This is a genomic window from bacterium, from assembly GCA_024226335.1.
Classification (GTDB): Bacteria; Myxococcota_A; UBA9160; order SZUA-336; family SZUA-336; genus JAAELY01.
Map to the genome: position 1 here is coordinate 1 of JAAELY010000281.1, position 708 is coordinate 708.

Annotated in this window: 1 pseudogene; it reads left to right on the forward strand. The window is 62.6% G+C overall.

The annotated features are described in order from the left end of the window. Positions 1 to 50 precede the first annotated feature (50 nt). Positions 51 to 708, forward strand: a pseudogene (locus GY725_15120) (aldo/keto reductase).

Here is a 708-nt window from a genome sequence, read left to right on the forward strand (position 1 = left end):
AAACAACACGGCGGCAAACAACACAGCGGCAAGTCATGAACACAGATCGGATGAATCCCGACGCACACCGCCCCGGCACGTTCACGATCGGCGGAGAGCTCTCCGTCAATCGTCTCGCTTTCGGCGCCATGCGTATCACAGGCAAGGGCATCTGGGGGGAGCCCGAGGATCGCGCGGAAGCGATCCGGGCACTGGAACGTCTTCCCGCTCCATGTAAACTATCATCGATACCGCAAACTCCTATGGTCCCGACGTCTCCGAGATGCTGATCCGCGAGGCGCTTTATCCGTATGATGGCCTCTTGATCGCGACCAAGGCCGGGCTGGAGCGGCCCCGCGCGGGCGCCTGGATCGTGAACGGCGATCCGGCCCATCTGCGCGCGGAAGCGATCAGGAGTTGCGACAAGCTTGGCGTGCCGCAAATCGCATTGTGGCAGTTCCACCGCATCGCCCCCAATGTCCCGCGGGACGACCAGTTCGCTGCCGTGCGCGGGCTGATCGACGACGGTCTGGTGCGGCCATGTGGGCTTGAGCGAAGCCTCGGTCGACGACATTCGTGCGGCGCAAGAGGTGTTTCCGGTCGCGACCGTACAAAACCACTACAATCTCGTGGAACGCCGGTACGAAGACGTGCTCCATTATTGCGAGGCGAACGGCATCGGCTTTATTCCCTGGTATCCGCTGGCGGACGGCGATCTCGCACGCGAGG